The organism is Herbaspirillum sp. UBA812 (assembly GCF_002296545.1).
In the GTDB taxonomy this organism is placed as follows: domain Bacteria; phylum Pseudomonadota; class Gammaproteobacteria; order Burkholderiales; family Burkholderiaceae_D; genus Herbaspirillum; species Herbaspirillum huttiense.
The window spans coordinates 1-783 of record NZ_DBIC01000287.1 but is presented as its reverse complement, the minus strand read 5'-3'; the positions used below and the strand labels follow the sequence as shown (position 1 = coordinate 783).

The 783-nt window shown below is 65.5% G+C and carries 2 protein-coding genes; both read right to left on the bottom strand.

Going from position 1 to position 783, the window contains the following annotated elements; genetic code table 11:
• On the bottom strand, positions 1-301 hold a 301-nt coding region (locus B3873_RS19785), incomplete at its 3' end, for an AIR synthase related protein (protein ID WP_349676451.1).
• Positions 298-783 (bottom strand): MSMEG_0567/Sll0786 family nitrogen starvation N-acetyltransferase (locus B3873_RS19780; protein WP_286868482.1); only part of this gene is annotated, 486 nt, incomplete at its 5' end. The genes B3873_RS19780 and B3873_RS19785, both read right to left, overlap by 4 nt.

Genomic DNA, 783 nt, shown 5'->3' with positions numbered 1-783 from the left:
CGCCCATGGCGTAGATGTCGCTGACGTTGACCATCACGCCGCAGTAGCCGGCAAACCAGGGCTGCTGGTCGACGAACTCGTTGAGGAAACCTTCGATGGCAAACAGCAGATAGCCGTCGCCATCCGGAATGGCCGCACAGTCGTCGCCTACGGCCAGCGTATGTCCCTGGTGCTGCATGGCCGGGGCTGGCGGCAGCGCCTGCATCACGGCATCGATATCGCGCTTGTGCGCGATGCCGCGCGAGGCACGCAGGGTCTCGATGATCTGCGCCAGCGTGGGCGAACTGTCGCGCGCATTCATGGCGTGCGCTCCTCGCGACCGACGACGAAACCGACATCGCCATCGCTGATCGGGGGATAGAACGACAGGTCGGCCTGCATCAGGTGATGCGGCAGGCCATGGACTTCGATCTCTGCCAGCGTATGCCAGTGCAGGCGGTGGAACAGCGGCGCATTCTGGCTCTGCACCTGAGCCAGGAAGGTGTGGCAGCCATGCGCATGCGCGGTGCAGACGGCCAGCCGGATGAGACCGCTGCCGACCGAGCCGACGCGGCGCGCCTGCCGTGCCACGGCCAGCCGCGAGCCATGCCACACGCCTGGCGAAGATTCATGGATTCGCACCGTTCCTATGATTTCCGGCCAACCCTCATCGCGCTCCAGAACGGCCACGATGGGCATGGCGATGGCATCGGTGGCGTCGCCATCGTCCTCCTGAAATACCTTCTGTTCGGCGCAAAATACGGCGCGGCGCAGGCGGCGCGCTGCTTCGCGCTCCCCAGTGTC